The organism is Erwinia sp. S43 (assembly GCF_016624745.1).
Taxonomy (GTDB): domain Bacteria; phylum Pseudomonadota; class Gammaproteobacteria; order Enterobacterales; family Enterobacteriaceae; genus Erwinia; species Erwinia coffeiphila.
Map to the genome: position 1 here is coordinate 136911 of NZ_JACVTX010000008.1, position 16129 is coordinate 153039.

Annotated in this window: 14 protein-coding genes and 1 tRNA gene; 9 read left to right on the forward strand and 6 right to left on the reverse strand. The window is 54.9% G+C overall.

The features are described 5' to 3' along the window. Nucleotides 1-141 precede the first annotated feature (141 nt). Nucleotides 142-1332: an MFS transporter gene (locus IBT47_RS12570; protein WP_200560672.1), complete on the forward strand. Its 1191-nt coding sequence runs from the start codon at nucleotides 142-144 to the stop codon at nucleotides 1330-1332. A gap of 99 nt (nucleotides 1333-1431) precedes the next feature. Here the strand turns inward: IBT47_RS12570 and IBT47_RS12575 are convergent, their stop codons facing one another. Then, on the reverse strand, nucleotides 1432-2883 hold the full coding sequence (locus IBT47_RS12575) for a DASS family sodium-coupled anion symporter (RefSeq protein WP_370569891.1): 1452 nt from the start codon (nucleotides 2881-2883) through the stop codon (nucleotides 1432-1434). A 153-nt stretch (nucleotides 2884-3036) separates the two neighbouring features. Next, nucleotides 3037-4377, reverse strand: coding sequence for an aromatic acid/H+ symport family MFS transporter (locus tag IBT47_RS12580; RefSeq protein ID WP_200560673.1), 1341 nt, complete (start codon nucleotides 4375-4377; stop codon nucleotides 3037-3039). Nucleotides 4378-4706: 329 nt separating this feature from the next. Between IBT47_RS12580 and IBT47_RS12585 the strand changes: the two genes are divergently transcribed. After that, nucleotides 4707-5960 (forward strand): PAAR domain-containing protein, encoded by a 1254-nt coding sequence (locus tag IBT47_RS12585; RefSeq protein WP_234471866.1) that lies wholly within the window; start codon nucleotides 4707-4709, stop codon nucleotides 5958-5960. Then, on the forward strand, nucleotides 5953-6342 hold the full coding sequence (locus IBT47_RS12590; protein WP_200560674.1) for a DUF943 family protein: 390 nt from the start codon (nucleotides 5953-5955) through the stop codon (nucleotides 6340-6342). The genes IBT47_RS12585 and IBT47_RS12590 overlap by 8 nt, the downstream gene beginning before the upstream one ends. Before the next feature lie 106 nt (nucleotides 6343-6448). On the opposite strand, the gene IBT47_RS12595 is transcribed toward IBT47_RS12590, so the two are convergent. Next, a tRNA-Sec gene (locus IBT47_RS12595) sits at nucleotides 6449-6543 on the reverse strand. Between the two features lie 176 nt (nucleotides 6544-6719). On the opposite strand from IBT47_RS12595, the gene IBT47_RS12600 reads away from it, so the two are divergent. Together IBT47_RS12600 and IBT47_RS12605 are read left to right on the forward strand one after the other, a co-directional pair. Further along, the gene (locus IBT47_RS12600; RefSeq protein ID WP_200560675.1) at nucleotides 6720-7262 is read left to right on the forward strand and encodes a cysteine hydrolase family protein; all 543 of its coding nucleotides are present in this window, start codon (nucleotides 6720-6722) and stop codon (nucleotides 7260-7262) included. Nucleotide 7263: 1 nt separating this feature from the next. Then, nucleotides 7264-8187 (forward strand): GlxA family transcriptional regulator, encoded by a 924-nt coding sequence (locus IBT47_RS12605; protein ID WP_200560676.1) that lies wholly within the window; start codon nucleotides 7264-7266, stop codon nucleotides 8185-8187. On the opposite strand, the gene IBT47_RS12610 is transcribed toward IBT47_RS12605, so the two are convergent. Continuing rightward, nucleotides 8184-9179, reverse strand: coding sequence for an acyltransferase (locus IBT47_RS12610; RefSeq protein ID WP_200560714.1), 996 nt, complete (start codon nucleotides 9177-9179; stop codon nucleotides 8184-8186). The genes IBT47_RS12605 and IBT47_RS12610 overlap by 4 nt on opposite strands. Before the next feature lie 244 nt (nucleotides 9180-9423). Between IBT47_RS12610 and glyQ the strand changes: the two genes are divergently transcribed. The 3 genes from glyQ (at nucleotide 9424) to IBT47_RS12625 (ending at nucleotide 13594) form a co-directional block, all read left to right on the forward strand. Further along, nucleotides 9424-10335: a glycine--tRNA ligase subunit alpha gene (gene glyQ / locus IBT47_RS12615; RefSeq protein WP_105593659.1), complete on the forward strand. Its 912-nt coding sequence runs from the start codon at nucleotides 9424-9426 to the stop codon at nucleotides 10333-10335. 9 nt (nucleotides 10336-10344) lie between these two features. Next, nucleotides 10345-12414: a glycine--tRNA ligase subunit beta gene (gene glyS, locus IBT47_RS12620; RefSeq protein ID WP_200560677.1), complete on the forward strand. Its 2070-nt coding sequence runs from the start codon at nucleotides 10345-10347 to the stop codon at nucleotides 12412-12414. A 133-nt stretch (nucleotides 12415-12547) separates the two neighbouring features. Continuing rightward, a complete protein-coding gene (locus IBT47_RS12625) occupies nucleotides 12548-13594 on the forward strand; it encodes an NAD(P)-dependent alcohol dehydrogenase (protein ID WP_200560678.1) in 1047 nt (348 codons plus the stop codon). A gap of 50 nt (nucleotides 13595-13644) precedes the next feature. Here IBT47_RS12625 and IBT47_RS12630 read toward each other — a convergent pair whose 3' ends face one another. Then, nucleotides 13645-13941, reverse strand: coding sequence for an HTH-type transcriptional regulator (locus IBT47_RS12630; protein WP_200560679.1), 297 nt, complete (start codon nucleotides 13939-13941; stop codon nucleotides 13645-13647). 446 nt (nucleotides 13942-14387) lie between these two features. Between IBT47_RS12630 and IBT47_RS12635 the strand changes: the two genes are divergently transcribed. Further along, the gene (locus IBT47_RS12635; protein ID WP_200560680.1) at nucleotides 14388-15101 is read left to right on the forward strand and encodes a DUF3053 domain-containing protein; all 714 of its coding nucleotides are present in this window, start codon (nucleotides 14388-14390) and stop codon (nucleotides 15099-15101) included. A gap of 110 nt (nucleotides 15102-15211) precedes the next feature. On the opposite strand, the gene IBT47_RS12640 is transcribed toward IBT47_RS12635, so the two are convergent. Beyond that, nucleotides 15212-15493, reverse strand: a complete 282-nt coding sequence (locus IBT47_RS12640) for a hypothetical protein (protein WP_200560681.1) — start codon at nucleotides 15491-15493, stop codon at nucleotides 15212-15214. Nucleotides 15494-16129: the final 636 nt, after the last annotated feature.

Genomic DNA, 16129 nt, shown 5'->3' on the forward strand with positions numbered 1-16129 from the left:
GTAGTCAGTTTTAGCGATTTGTATGAGTGCGTGATTGTCAAGGACAACTCCTGACATTGCGGCGGCGGCGACATTATTGTTATCTGATAAGCGGATAAATTATGCCCGGGACCGGGCATTTAACAGGTGCAAAGAGACTCAATGAACGCTGAAATAACCCTGCCCCTGCGGCAGCAGAATAGCAATATTCTTCGCCTTGCCACCGCTCAGGCGCTGGCGGGTGCGAATGCGGTGGTGTTCTATACGACGGGTGCGATTGTCGGTAATAGCATTGCACCGGACAGCACGCTGGCAACCCTGCCGCTGACGATTTTTGTGCTGGGGATGGCCGCCTGTATTTTACCGCTCGGCGCGTTTACCCGTCGGTATGGCCGCAGAGCGGCCTTTCTGCTGGGCACCGGTACCGGGGTGATCACCGGCCTGGCCGCCGCACTGGCGGTGGTCATAGGTTCGTTCTCTCTGTTTTGCCTTGCCGCGTTTATGGGCGGAGCCTATGCGGCGGTGGGGCTGTCATTTCGTTTTGCGGCCACCGATGGCGTGGGCAAAGAACGGCGGGCACGGGCGCTTTCGCTGGTGATGGGCGGCGGCGTGGCGGCGGGCGTTATCGGCCCGATGCTGGTGACCGGCACGATGGATCTCTGGCCGCCGCATACCTTCGCGGTGACCTTTATTGCCCAGGCGCTGGTGGCTGCGATTTCCGCGCTGGTGCTTTCCGGCGTGAAGTCGGCCGAGCCGGTGGCGCAGAATAAAGCTGGGGCCGCTGGCCGCGCGCTGGCTGAAATTATTCGCCAGCCGGGTTTTGCCCGCGTGGTGTTTACCGGCGCGGTTGCCTATATGGTGATGAACTTTCTGATGACCGCCGCACCGTTGGCGATGCATATGCACGGCATCTCTCAGGAGGCATCTAACCTGGGCATCCAGTGGCACGTGATTGCCATGTACGCGCCGGGTTTCTTTACCGGCGGGCTGATTAGCCGCTTCGGTGCTTCTCGCGTTGCTGCTGCGGGGCTGGTGATTACGGCTCTTTCTGTGCTGGCCGGGCTTGCCGGAACGGAGATCGTACATTACTGGGTGTCGCTGATCCTGCTGGGCGTTGGCTGGAACTTTGGCTTTACCGGTGCTTCCGCGCAGATCGTTGATTTCCATCGCCCCGAAGAGAAAACTCAGGTGCAGTCGCTGAATGATTTCATCGTCTTTGGCGTGATGATTATTGGTTCATTTTCTTCCGGCGCGCTGCTGCATCTTTTCGGCTGGAATGCCGTACTGTGGGGATCGCTGGTGCCGGTAATAGTGGCGCTGCTGACGCTGATATCGATAAAAAAACTAGGATAACCAGGCATATACGGATAACGATTAAGTTGCAGACAGGCAAGGCAGACCGGCGCTCAGCAGCGGACAGGCTGAGCGCCTGCCCGCTGGCGAACGTGAGTATTACCAGATGCCCACGATTTTCATCCATGCGCCGCCGGCCAGCAGCCAGATGGCGATAGACACGATCGATACCAGGAAGCTGACGCCCCACCACTGGCCGGTAGAGTTATAGCCGGAGCCGAACAGTGCCGGGCCGGGGCCGCCGGAGTACTGGGTCAGGCCCATCGACAGATTGGAGGTGTAGCCCAGCGTCAGCGCGGCCAGCAGCGGCGGCACGCCGACCGAAACGGATACCGCCAGGAAGGCCAGATACATCGCTGAAATATGCGCCATCGCCGAGGCAAAGAAATAGCGGGTGTAGAAATAAACCAGAATCAGCACCAGGAACACCAGCAGCCAGTCAAAGTGGCCGATGTAGCCCACGATGCCCTTAGAGATCCAGGCAATCATGCCGTATTTGTTCAGGGCGTTGGCCATCATCACCAGCACAGCGAACCAGAACATCGTATCCCACGCCGTTTTCTCTTCAATAATGTTCTTCCACGACATGATGTTGGAGAGCAGCAGGATCGCCAGGCCAATAAAGGCTGACAGCGTGGCGGGGATCTGGAAGAAGATATCGCCCGCGGTCCACAGCACGATCAGCAGCACGAAGTCGAACGCCAGAATTTTTTCGGCAAGGGACATCGGACCCATTTTGCGCAGTTCTTCCCGCGCGATGCCCGGTATTTCCGGCGTTTTTTTCAGTTCCGGTGGATAAATATAATAGAGGCACAGAGGAATAATCAGCAGCGTCAGCAGACCGGGTACGATGGCACCTAAGAACCAGATCCCCCAGTTAACCTGAATCCCCTGGCTGGCAGCCAGCTCGGCAATCAGCGGGTTCCCGGCCATCGCCGTCAGGAACATTGCGCAGATAATGGCATCAATCTGCGAAACGCAGATCATCAGAAACGCCCCGGCCTTTCTGGCCGTTGGCCCCGGCTCGGACTGGTATGCGGTAGCAATCGACTGGGTGATGGGATACATAATGCCGCCGCCGCGCGCCGAGGCGGAAGGAATGCCCGGGCCGAGTACCATATCGGACAGTGCCAGACCGTAAGCCACGCCGAGCATGCTGTGCCCGCATTTCGAGATAAACCACAGCGCGATGCGCCTGCCCAGCCCGGTTTTAATCACCGCGCGGGAGATAAACATGGCGATACCGATCAGCCAGATCGTGCCGTTGGCAAAGCCGGACAGCGCGGCTACTTTGCCGCTGCCACCGCCGGAGATCGGCGTCAGCCCGGTCATTGCCGAGACGACCAGCGCCACCATGGTTACCGCGCCCATCGGCATCACTTTTAAAATAATCGCCAGAATGGTCGCGGCGAAGACCGCAAACATATGCCACGCAACAATATCCAGGCCGGTGGGTGGTGGCATAAACCAGATTAGCAGGCCCACAAAGAGCGTTAAAACGCCCTTCCACAGTGGAAATGCCAGTTTTACCTGCACTTGTTCAGTCATCATTATTTCCCTTTATTTTCCCCTACCTCCTTTTTGAACAAAAACAGGCATGCACATCTTGATGGATATCAAGAATGGTAATTAATCCATCTTAATTTACTTATTACGGGGGGAGGTGAAGCTTATCCTGCCCCGGCGGGAGCAGGATAACGGGGTTTATGCAACGCTCAGATTCTGCGTTTTATAGCGCTGCAGCTTATACAGCGTGGCTGCCGCCGCGAGCAGTGCCGGCACGCTGAGGAACATCAGGATACTGTCGGCCTGCCATTGCTGAGAAAGCAGCTGTGCGCTCATCATGGTGCCTGCCACGCCGCCAAAGCGCCCGACGCCCTGCATCCACGCAATTCCCGTGGCACGGCAGTGGGTTGGATAAAAGGTGGCTGCCAGGGTTTGCAGGCCCGACTGCGCACCGTTCATGGTAATGCCCATCAGGAAGATCAGCCCGCCGAACAGGACGATATGGTTGTTCTCAAAGCCCAGCGCCAGCGCAAACAGCATTGTCAGGGCAAAACCGGTCATCACCACTTTGTGTGCTTCCCACCTGTCCATCATCCAGCCCGCCAGCAGGATCCCCGCCGTGCCGCCGAAGGTAAACAGCGAGGTCAGCCAGGCGGATTCCGCCAGTGGATAGCCCATCCCCAACATCAGTGTCGGCATCCAGCTCAGCAGCACGTAATAGATCACCAGCCCCATAAAATAGGTCATCCACAACATCAGTGTACCGGCCAGCCACGGCTGGCTGAACAACTGCGCCACGCTGCCTTTTTTGCCGGTGGTACGATCCTCGTCCAGATAAAAATGCGTCACCTGCGCCAGGTTCCCGGCAATAAACCGCTGGGCAATGCGCCGGATTTGCACAATGTCTTTACCGCGATGCACCAGAAATTTGACCGACTCCGGCAGGAACAGAACCAACAACACGGTGAGCGCCAGCGGCGCAATCGCTCCGGCCAGCAGCACGCTGTGCCAGCCATAGTTAGGGATCAGCCAGGACGAGATCGCCCCGCCGCCCGCCGCACCCAGCGGAAAGCCACAGTACATGGTGTTTATTGCCATAGAACGGCAGCGCTTCGGGGCAAACTCCGAGACGAGCGTAATCGCATTCGGCATCGCCGCACCCAGCCCGAGGCCGGTCAGAAAGCGCCACAGCGTCAGTGTATTCAGTGTTTGTGCATAGGCGGTACCCAGGCTGGCAAGCCCGAAGAACAGGCAGGAGAAAACCAGCACCTTTTTACGCCCCAGCCTGTCCGAGGCCGGCCCGGCGATTAGCGCACCGATGGAAAGCCCGAGCAGCGCGGCGCTTAATACCGGCCCGAGGTCCTGCCTTTTAATTCCCCAGTCGCTGGACAGCGTGGGGGCGATATAGCCCATCGCCGCCGTGTCGAACCCGTCGATGGCGAGGATCAGAAATCCCAGGATGATAATCACCCAGTGAAAGCGTGAAACCGGTGCTTCGTCGATTGCCTGTTGGATATTCACTTTACCCGAATAAACCATGTAACCCCCGCCCGTTGTGATGTTGCAATATGTGTCTTCTGTTCATGTATTTTCCTGTATATACATTTGCAATCGACACAAAAAATTGTCAAATCGACTTAGCGTAAGTGTTAAGTAGTCGTTGTTTTTGGATGAAAAATGGACGGTTGATGAGGCTGGGGTTTTGAAGGGAAAGGGGGGATCTGAGGATGAGAAATAATGTGCTAATTAGACTGGCCCCATAGATCACAAGACGCTTGCGTCTGGATATATAGGGGCAAACCCAATTCAGTTCGGGTTGTGGCTTCTGTATGATGCTGGTTTTATAACCACTTAGGCCGTGAGGGATTATGGCAACGGGATTTTTTCTGTATCACCTGGATAAAACCACCTGCGGCGGGCGCATTCTTGCTGGCGCATCCGATGACACCTACGAAATCGGTGGCATCGAACGTCAGCAGGTCAGGGCGGGCGACCCTGTAACCAGCGGGAAGCATGAAGGTCGTTTCCGCGTCTGTGGCGGCATGGGTGACACTTATGAGGTCGGTGGCGAGCTGAAGGAGTGGGCGGGTTCGCTGGATAGTTACAGCTCCTGCCCGTGCCGCGCACGCTTTATCCCGTCAGTTCAGACGCATGCCTACGAAAGTAACTGTAATTCCGGCAGGATGGCAGAGCGGGAGAATACTGCCCGCAAGAAAAAACTGGCTGAGGCGAAGGAAAAGGGGCTTGAACCTATGCCTGTTCCAGCCCTGATTTATCAGACAAAGAACCGGATGGATGACTATCAGGCCAGGGACATGCATCACGGCGATCTGGATATCCTGACGCTCAGGAACCATTTTCGCATCGATGTTGATAATGTCTCAACAAAGGTTAATCCATACACCCTGACAGCAAAGGAGTTGTTTAACTCTTATCCATTTTTGTCCCCTTATGAGCGGGCCATGCTGCCGGATGAACCTGCCAGGACGGTGAGCAAGGAGGAAAGCGCGGGGCTGATGTTTGATGAATTCCGGGCGTTGGCGAAGGTGTTCTCCTTCCAGGGGGAATATCAGAACATCATTACGGAAATGATCGGTCATATGCAGGGCAACAGCGGCACACCGTACAGCAGTCCACTACTCGACAGGGCGCTGAAAGAGCAAATTCTGAATGACCGTTCCGAGCAAAGCTCTTTGCTACTAATTCGAGATATTCTGACGCCTGCTATTAACTACGAGTATGGATTTATTCCACTCGATAAAAAGGACAAGTTATTTGATGAGAAGGGCAACTTTAAGGACTTTAGCGGTGCTGTACTGCCTAAATTTGACCATCTTACAGATCGGACTAACGGGCTGGTGATTACCATCCATGATACCTGGTCGACGCATATTAGGCTGGAGTCGCTGGAAGTTGAGAGAGAGAGTTTCAGGGCAAAGGTGCATTATCGCATTCAGGATCACTTTGGCCTCGATGATGATGATGTACTGAACCCGCTATACCGGGAATTTCGTATCTTCCGGCTATGGTTCACGCTTCAGCGCTGGGATGAATACGGCTACAGACCGTTTATCACCGAGATGAATGCCACGGTAGAAATCAGCGGGAGGCGGGGTGAATAAGCGACTGATCGCGGGGGTTATCGCCACAGCTATCAGCGGTTGTCTACTCTGGCAGTACCTGACACCGGTTGAGATTGTGGCTGTACATAGAAACGTTATGCTTGTCAGACATTTTCCGTATCTGAAAAGCCGTCAAATCGCCTGGTGGGAAGCTAACAAGGACATGATCCAGGCTAAATACGGTATACCGGGTAAAGGCGAAGCTGATTATTACAGTGTAGTCATTATGGACTTTGGTGAGGGGTATCGTATCGACAGAGGAACGGATGAAGATTCTGATCTACTGTGCTTTGATGAAATGTCCGTAGAGGCAAGATGTATCGAAAAACATCCCCGCCTGTGGATTCGGTTTAGTCAAAGTACAGGTCTGTTTTATCGTTAATCATATCCACTTCAAAAAGCATCTTCTTGAGATCCTTTTTTCGCGCGTAATCTCGCCCTGTAAACAAAAAAACCACCGCTACCAACGATGGTTCTTTTGCCGGAATTGGCGGAAGATCACAGGAGTCGAACCTGCCCGGGACCGCTGGCGGCCCCAACTGAATTTGAAGTCCAGCCGCCTCACCGGAGACGACGATCTTCCTTTTAATACAGAAGCGCGGCGAGTATACCATCGGTGATACCCTTATAAAAACCATGGTTTCATTAAATAAGATGTTTGATGTCCCGCAGCGGCAGCAACGTGTCCGTTTCTGACCTTCTTTCCCCCGCTTATCCTTGCCATCATAGGGTTATCCCTCTCAGGTAAGGAGTCCGAAAATGACCGATACCGTTTTACTGGTAATTGACGCGCAGCAGTCGTTCTATCATCGTGGCTATCAGCAAACCCCGGAAACGCCCGCATTTGAACAGGCGCTAAGCAGGCTCATTGCGGGCTGTCAGCAGAAAGAAATTCTGGTGGTGGACGTGCTGCATGTGGAAACGGAAGGCCCGTTTTCACCGGCGTCCGGCCTGGTGGTTCGCCTGCCGTTTCTGACCCATCAGGCGGCGCACAGCGTGAAAAAAACGGTACATAATGCGCTGACGGAATCCGGTCTGCTACAGTGGCTGGAGCAGCGGCAGGTGAAGCACGTGATTGTGAGCGGTATCCGTACCGAGCAGTGCTGTGAAACTACCGCGCGCGTGGCGTCGGACCTCGGCTACCGCGTGACGTTTGTGACGGAAGCGACGCTGACGTTCCCCATTACCCATAACGGCATTACGCTCAGCGTGGCGGATTTGCGCCATCGTACCGAAAGCGTGCTGATCGATCGCTTCGCCGCGATCCGCACGGTGGAGGAGTGCCTGCAGGAGCTTGCATAATATGACGATTCCGGTGTGGTTTTTGACTCTGCCCGGTGTGATGACCCTCGATCTGACCGGCCCGGCGGAGACGCTGAAGCTGGCCGATGGGGCCTTCAGCCTGCACTATATTGGCCCCGATGAAACCGTGCTGAGCTCCACGGATATGGCCATCAGCCGCATCCAGCCGCTGCCGGAAACGTTACCCCCCGGCAGCCTGTTGGTGGTGCCGGGCGTGCAGGACTCCTCGGTATGGTTTGACACCCCGCAGGCGATTGCCGCCCGTAACTGGCTGATGCGCATCCAGCCCGCGATTCATGCCCGGCATATTACCCTGATCTGCGTCTGCTCCGGCTCCCTGCTTGCCGCCCGCGCCGGGCTGATGCACGGCGTTGAATGCACCACCCATCATGAAGTGATTGCGCGTCTTAAAAACGCCGAACCTGCCGCTATCGTGCGGGAAAATCGCATCTTTATCGAAGATCGCGGTATCTGGACCAGCGCGGGGATTACCGCCGGTATCGATCTGTCGCTGCATCTGATTAACCACCTGTGTGGCTCGCAGATGGCGCTAAACGTGGCGCGGGAAATGGTGGTTTATTTCCGCCGCTCGGGGGATGATCCGCAGCTCTCGCCGTGGCTGCGCTACCGCAACCATATGCATCCGGCCATTCACCGCACCCAGGATCTGCTGATCCAGCAGCCGGAGCAGGAGTGGTCGCTGGATGATATCGCCGAGCGAGTCCATGTCAGCGCGCGCCATCTGACGCGGCTGTTCCGCCAGCATCTCGGCATCAGCGTACGTGAGTATCACGAGCAGCTGCGGCTGGCGATTGTCCAGCAGCGCCGCCAGCAGGGCGAAGGTAACGAGCAGGCGGCGCTGGCGGCAGGGTTCTCCTCCTCCCGCCAGCTGCGCCGCGCGCAGCAGCGCTGGCAGGCGGACTAGCTCACCAGGTGATGTTTATCGATGCGCTGCAGGCCAATGGCCAGCAGCAGACTGCCGCCGAGGGTGATGGCAAACACCAGCGGGATGTCGATCAACGGATGGTCGGTATTATCCAGCCCGTGGGTGCGCATATAGTGGATAAACAGCGCGTGGAAGCCGTAAATCGGCAATGAATAGCGCGAAATGGTGGCTAAAATCGGCAAAGGACGGTCGTTTAGCGTGTTTTTAAACAGCACCAGTAGACTAACGGCGGCAATAAACACCGCCGGGCCGCAGTAGAGATACCAGGTATCGGCGAAGGCCCCGTTAATCGCGAACTGGCGTTTGGTGCCGAAGGCAATCACCAGCACGCAGACGATAAAGGTTATCGCCGCCAGCCAGCTTACGCCCGGCCTGTCGGTTTTCATCGTGCCGATGGCCCGACCGGTCAGCGCGTACAGCAGATAGTAGATGGAATCCCCGTTGATATAGAGGTTTACCGGTAGCCAGTGAAAGCGGGCGATCGAACCGTCGACGGTATTCGGGTTCGCCAGCACAGCCAGCACCAGAATGACAATCGCCATATAGCCCGCGCTGACCGGCTTCACCTGAATCAGCGGTGAAAACATATAGATGGCGATAATCGCAAAGAAAAACCACAGGTGGTAAAAGATTGGTTTTTGCAGCAGGTTTTTCACCGAGGTGACTTCATTAATTGGCGTCAGCAGGGTGATATAGGCCAGCGCAATCGCGCTGTAGAACAGCAGGCACAGCACTACGCGCAGGAAATGGCGCTTCTGCGCGCTGCGCTCGCCAAAAAACAGGTAGCCGGAGATCATAAAGAAGATCGGCACGCACACCCTGGATGCCGAGTTCAGCAGGTTTGACAGATCCCAACTGTGCTCGCCGACCGACATCCCGGTGGTCACGTACCAGGTGGTGGTGTGGATCATTATCACCATCAAACACGCCACCGCGCGCAAATTATCTATCCAGCCAATTTTCTGCATTATTTCAATCCTGTTTGTCGGGAAAAAATCCGTATCGATGCCCGCTAAGCCTGGCCAGGGGAACGGACTTCAACAACCCGACGAGCAAAAACTCGGAACAGGACGAATAAAATGTGTGGCGTCGCCGACAAAAGCAGCGAATTCGATTAAATCACCGCCGTTATCATTACCATTTTGGTAATCAACCCGGTCAAAGGGTATACTGACGCCCACTTTTTTAACCACTCGTATCGCGTGCGAAATCAACATGCAAAAGTTTGATACCAAGACTTTCCAGGGCCTGATCCTGACCTTACAGGATTACTGGGCGCGCCAGGGCTGCACCATCATCCAACCGCTGGATATGGAAGTGGGCGCTGGTACTTCTCACCCGATGACCTGCCTGCGGGCGCTGGGGCCAGAGCCAACGGCGGTGGCCTACGTGCAGCCGTCGCGCCGCCCTACCGACGGCCGCTACGGTGAAAACCCGAACCGCTTACAGCACTACTACCAGTTCCAGGTGATCATCAAGCCATCGCCGGACAACATTCAGGAGCTGTACCTTGGCTCGCTGAAAGAGCTGGGCATGGACCCGACCATCCACGATATCCGCTTTGTGGAAGACAACTGGGAAAACCCAACGCTGGGTGCCTGGGGTCTGGGCTGGGAAGTGTGGCTGAACGGCATGGAAGTAACGCAGTTCACCTACTTCCAGCAGGTTGGCGGCCTGGAGTGCAAACCGGTTACCGGTGAAATCACTTACGGTCTGGAACGCCTGGCGATGTACATCCAGGGCGTGGATAGCGTTTACGATCTGGTGTGGAGCGACGGTCCGCTGGGTAAAACCACCTACGGCGACGTGTTCCATCAGAACGAAGTGGAGCAGTCCACCTATAACTTCGAATACGCCGACGTCGATTTCCTCTTCGCCTGCTTCGAGCAGTACGAGAAAGAGGCGCAGAGCCTGCTGGCGCTGGAAAAACCGCTGCCGCTGCCTGCCTACGAGCGTATTCTGAAAGCCGCACACAGCTTTAACCTGCTGGATGCCCGTAAAGCCATCTCCGTCACCGAGCGTCAGCGTTATATTCTGCGTATCCGCACCCTGACGAAATCCGTGGCTGAAGCCTACTATGCCTCCCGCGAGGCGCTGGGCTTCCCGATGTGCAATAACAAGAAATAAGAGGCAGCCATGACTGAAAAAACCTTCCTGGTGGAAATCGGCACCGAAGAGCTGCCTCCGAAAGCCCTGCGCAGTCTGGCGGAGTCCTTCGCGGCTAACTTTACCGCTGAACTGGATGCCGCAGGCCTGGCCCATGGCGACGTGAAGTGGTTCGCCGCGCCGCGCCGCCTGGCGCTGAAAGTCGCCAGCCTGAGCACCGCGCAGCCGGATCGCGAAGTGGAAAAACGTGGCCCGGCGATTGCCGCCGCGTTTGATGCCAACGGCGTGGCCACCAAAGCCGCCGAAGGCTGGGCACGCGGCTGCGGTATCACCGTCGATCAGGCCGAGCGTCTGAGCACCGATAAAGGTGAATGGCTGGTGTACCGTGCGAAAGTGACCGGTGAAAGCGCGCAGGCGCTGCTGCCGGCGATGATCGCTACTTCACTGGCTAAGCTGCCGATCCCGAAACTGATGCGCTGGGGCGCGTCTGACGTGCAGTTCGTGCGTCCGGTGCATACCGTGACCATCCTGCTCGGCGATGAGCTGATCCCGGCCACCATTCTGGGCATCGACTCAGCGCGTACCATTCGCGGCCACCGCTTTATGGGCGAGCCGGAATTCACCATCGATAACGCCGACCAGTATCCGGCGATCCTGCTGGAGCGCGGTAAAGTGCAGGCGGATTTCGACGCCCGTAAAGCGACGATTAAAGCCGATGCCGAAGAAGCTGCCCGTAAAATCGGCGGCGTTGCCGATCTGAGCGACAGCCTGCTGGAAGAAGTCACCTCCCTGGTAGAGTGGCCGGTGGTGCTGACGGCGAAGTTTGAAGAGAAGTTCCTCGCGGTTCCGGCTGAAGCGCTGGTGTACACCATGAAGGGCGACCAGAAGTATTTCCCGGTGTACGACAACGCGGGCAAGCTACTGCCAAACTTCATCTTCGTGTCGAACATTATTTCGAAAGATCCGCAGCAGATTATCTCCGGTAACGAGAAGGTGGTGCGTCCACGCCTCGCCGACGCCGAGTTCTTCTTCAACAGCGATCGTAAGCGTCGTCTGGAAGATAACCTGCCGCGTCTGGAAACCGTGCTGTTCCAGAAAGAGCTGGGCACCCTGCGCGATAAAACCGACCGCATTCAGGCGCTGGCCGGTTGGATTGCTGCCCAGATCGGCGCGGATGTGAATCATGCGACCCGCGCTGGCCTGCTGTCCAAGTGCGATCTGATGACCAACATGGTGTTCGAATTTACCGACACCCAAGGCGTGATGGGCATGCACTATGCGCGTCACGATGGCGAAGCCGAAGACGTTGCGGTCGCGCTGAACGAGCAGTATCAGCCGCGCTTTGCCGGTGACGAGCTGCCGTCTAACCCAATTGCCTGCGCGCTGGCGATTGCCGATAAGATGGATACCCTGGCCGGGATTTTCGGCATTGGTCAGCATCCGAAAGGCGACAAAGACCCGTTCGCTCTGCGCCGCGCCGCGCTTGGCGTGCTGCGTATTATCGTCGAGAAAAACCTGCCGCTGGATCTGCAAACCCTGACGGAAGAAGCGGTGCGCCTGTACGGCAGCAAGCTGTCTAACGCTAAGGTCGTGGACGAAGTGATCGACTTTATGCTGGGTCGTTTCCGTACCTGGTATCAGGAAGAAGGCCACAGCGTGGATACCATCCAGGCCGTGCTGGCGCGTCGTCCGACCCGTCCGGCGGATTTCGATGCCCGTATGAAGGCAGTGTCTCACTTCCGTACGCTGGAAGCCGCAGCCACGCTGGCCGCCGCCAACAAGCGTGTTTCTAACATTCTTGCCAAGTCGAGCGAACCGCTGAACGACAGCGTGCAGGCCGTGCTGCTAAAAGAGAATGAAGAGATCAAGCTGGCGACCTATGTGTCTGCACTGAGCAGCAAGCTGCAGCCTTACTTTGCAGAAGGCCGCTATCAGGAAGCACTGATCGAGCTGGCTGAGCTGCGCGAGACGGTGGATAATTTCTTCGACAAGGTGATGGTGAATGCCGACGATCAGGCGGTGCGTATTAACCGCCTGACGCTGCTGGCTAAGCTGCGCGAGCTGTTCCTGCAGGTTGCGGATATCTCCCTGCTGCAGTAAGTCGCTACCCTAAGAGGCGGGCCATCGGTCCGCCTTTTTTATCGCACAGACACCCCGCCTTACAATTCCACCTTGCCCCTGAAGCTCCATTTCCTTACCCTGTGCGGTTTTTGCCATTCAGGTTAAGACAGTTATGCAATCCTTTGGATACGCTGCAAAGGCAGCCAACACCCCTCTCGAACCCTTCGAATTCAAGCGCCGCGACCTGCAGGCCGGTGATGTCCATATCGACATCCACTATTGCGGCGTCTGCCACTCTGACCTGCATATGGCGCGTAACGAATGGGGCGTCAGCCAGTTCCCGCTGGTGCCGGGACATGAAATCGTTGGGCGCGTTGTCGCCACCGGTAGCGACGTTACCGCGTTTAAAGCGGGCGATTTGGTGGGTGTGGGCGTGATGGTCGACTCCTGCGGCCACTGCGCTCAGTGCCACGGCGGTGAAGAGCAGTACTGCGAAGAAGGCTTTACCGCAACCTATAACAGTGAAGAGAAAACCATCGGCGGTATGACCTTCGGCGGTTACTCCGACAGTATCGTGGTCGACAGTAAATTTGTCGTCTCCGTTCCGGATAACCTGGAATTGAGCGCGGTAGCACCGCTGCTGTGCGCCGGTGTGACCACGTGGTCACCGCTTCAGCACTGGAACGTGCAGCCGGGCCAACGTGTGGGAATTATCGGGCTGGGTGGCCTGGGCCATATGGCGGTGAAGCTGGCGAGTGCACTGGGGGCCGAAGTGGTGCTGTTTACCACCTCACCGGCGAAAGGTGCCGATGCGCTGCGCCTGGGTGCCAGCCAGGTCGTGGTGTCGAAAGATGCAGAGCAGATGGAGAGCGTGAAGAACAGTCTGGATATGATCCTCGATTGCGTAGCCGCACCGCACGATCTGGACCCCTACCTCAATGCGCTGAAAACCAACGGTCATCTGGTTCTGGTCGGCATTCCTGACTCCCCGCATAAGTCACCCAACGTCACACCCATTGTGTTCAAACGCCTGAGTATTTCCGGCACTTCGATCGGCAGCATCAAGGAAACGCAGCAGATGCTCGATTTCTGCGGCCAGCACAATATCGTATCGGATGTGGAGGTGATTCGTCTGGATCAGGTGGAAGATGCGTTTGAGCGGATGCTGAAGGGTGATGTGAAGTACCGTTTTGTCATTGATATGAAAGCGGGACGCTAAGACTCTCCTGCATAAAACCCGCCCTGTGGCGGGTTTGTTTTTTCGTTCTTTTATCTTTCCAGCAACTGTCGTCCCAGATACGGATTCGAATGAATCAACTGCATCAGCTTCTGTGCGCTACCTGACGGTTTGGTTCGCTGCGCTTCCCAGCTTTTTACTGATGAAACGCTCACGCCCATCGCCAGGGCAAACTCATCAATCTGCATGCCGCTAATTTCCCTGATCCGTCTCGGTTCCGGCATCGCTGCTTCACTTTCTGTCATCGCGCCAGCCCGCACCACATCACGCGTTAACACGATTTGTTCCAGGCTGGAGAGTAATTCAAGCATTGGATCTTTTGTTTCCATAAGCACACACCTCATTAAACTCACTTAATGTGAACAACCAGAGGGGTAGAGCCTCAAGCTCAGGCTCAGAATACTGGCGGACATCAACCGCTGGAAAACTGCGAGGCAGCACAGGGAAACGCCAGGAGCTTAAGTATTAGACTAATCCTGGTGATTCAGATCATATTTTTTAATTATTTTTTCGTTCTGCTTTGCAAAAACTGAAGGGCGTTATCTCCGTTGGCTTAGATGTCATTGGCTTAGGTCGCATAAGCCATACTTACTTGTCACAGTCCTGCCAATCAGCCAATCAGCCAATCAGCCAATCTGCCCACCCGCATCGGCAATGATTGATACTGGACGGTCACATCAACGATCGCGCTATCCTTCGAAAACGAGTTCGACTATCCTTCATTCAGGATTTATCTTCTTCACAACCCGCAAGATAGTTAACAGGAGTTTTTTCCATGACCAAAGGACCTGCACGCATCTGGATGCGTTTGCTGGTGCCGTTTATGGCGCTGTTTCTGGTGCTGCAGCTGACCGGCTGCGGTGATAAAGAAGCCGACCAACGCAAGGCGTTTATCGATTTTCTGCAAAATACGGTGATGCGCAGCGGTGAGCACCTGCCTTCGCTGAGCGAAGATCAGAAGCAGAAGTTCGGCAACTACGTTAGCGACTACGCCATCATCTACGGTTTTTCTCAGCAGGTGAATAAGGCGGTTGATTCCGGATTAAAACCGGTTGTGGATGAGCTTTCCGCCATTCGTACTCCGCAGGACTATCTGACTCGCCGTGATTCGCTGCGCCAGGCCAGCGGCTCTCTGGCCGTGCTGAATCAGCAGATTCAGACTGCTAAAACCCAGGCCGACAGCAGTAAAGCAACGCTGAAACAGCCGGAAGATCTGAAAACAGTCTATGACAACGTCTTTAATAAAGTGGTGACCCAGCCAGCGGACGCATTAATGCCTCTGCTGCCTACCCTACAAACGCTGAGCCAGGATGTGATTCAGGCGGGTGATTTCCTGCAGCAGCAGGGGACGCGCGTCACCTTTAACGGCTCGGCGGTGCAGTTCCCCACGCAGGAGCAGGCATCCGCTTACAACACGTTAATGAGCAATCTGAGCATGAATGCTCAGGCACTTAATCAGGCGCAAAGCGTACTGAACAGCGTTCAGTAATAGAAGAGGTGGGGAACTATTTTCCCTGCTGAATTTTATTTCTCTCGATATGAAAAAGGCCACATTACTGTGGCCTCGATTTTTACCCATTCACGTGAATATAGTGAATGTTACCAGCAGCCGTTTGCCCATGCGTTAGCTGTTTCTTTACCACCGGCACCCAGATCGTCAACAATTTTGATCAGTGCGCTGCGTACACTTGGCTCTGTCGCAGCAACCATACGATAATCCATACCGCGATATCGTGGGTCGACTTGGGAATAAAGCTTGGCAACTTCCAGCAATGACTGAAGATGCGTTGCTGTTGCGCGCTCTTCATGCATGCCTATAACGCCGCATCCTGCACCGCTAACCTGTGAAAGTTCTGAAGTGGTTAGTTCACGAAGGCTCATTTTTTAATCTCCCTATTTTTTGATATTAGCGCTGACTTGGGGTCAACGCGCCAATATTAAATTGAATTTAATTTAAATAAATAGCATCGTATCCATAATTGGATGAAGTTAATGACTGATTTTTATTAAAAATGGATAGATGTTTCATAGCGGTTAATATCTAAATTTTAATGGAAATATTATGCACCTTATAGCACTAATTAGATTATCTAAAAAACGAGATTCATATTGTTAGATTTGGGATTAGCGTTTTCCTTTCAACATATCAAAGCATGATATTACCGCTTGCGGCGCTGTTTGCTACAGACCTGGCTCCGCTCCTGATGAGCTAAGCTTTTAAGTCGGAATAAGGGATTTTTGCACAAAAATTTCTTGTGATCTAAATCACACTTTGGAAACAAATATGGCTTTTAACTATGTGATGAAAATCACATTTTTTAGCCGATTAAGGCTTTTAAGTGAGCCGTGCTCTTTTTTTACACAGTAAAAATGTGATCATTATCACCAAATAACCCCCCATTCCCATTCATTTATAGTGATCTTGATCACATATTATTGTGCGACTACGCAGCGTCATATTCGCGTGATAGAGTCCGCTTGCATACAGTGATACTGACGGCTTTTTCGCCGTAACCG